The following is a 319-nucleotide window of genomic DNA, read 5'->3' as shown; positions in this document are numbered from 1 at the left end:
TGAGGTGCAGTCGCTGCGGGAACGGTCCTCCCGTCGCGAGCAGCTCCGCCACGAGCGGTAGACCTTCGGCGCGTACCGTGCGCGCTTGCCGTGCTGTCGCTTCGACGGCGGCGCGCAGATCGTCCATGTTTCCTTGGTCGGCGAGCATGACCCGAAGCAGTCCCTCGATTTCGAGCGTCGGGGGTGCCGGCACCGTGCCGAGCCAGGCCTGTAGCGCGGCGCGGCCAGCGGGAGTGATCGTGTAGCGGGTGCGCCGCCGCCGCCCGCCCTCCACGTGCGCTTCGGCGTGTCCGCGTTCGACCAGACGCTTGAGCTCCGC

General features: G+C 71.2%; 1 protein-coding gene. It reads right to left on the bottom strand.

The annotated features are described in order from the left end of the window. Window positions 1-319, bottom strand: a 319-nt coding sequence (locus tag BHC62_RS07285) for a hypothetical protein (RefSeq protein ID WP_218124021.1), incomplete at both ends; no start/stop codon positions are given.

The organism is Pseudomonas sp. 06C 126 (assembly GCF_001855215.1).
In the GTDB taxonomy this organism is placed as follows: domain Bacteria; phylum Pseudomonadota; class Gammaproteobacteria; order Pseudomonadales; family Pseudomonadaceae; genus Aquipseudomonas; species Aquipseudomonas proteolytica.
This window is presented reverse-complemented; position numbering and strand designations above follow the sequence as displayed.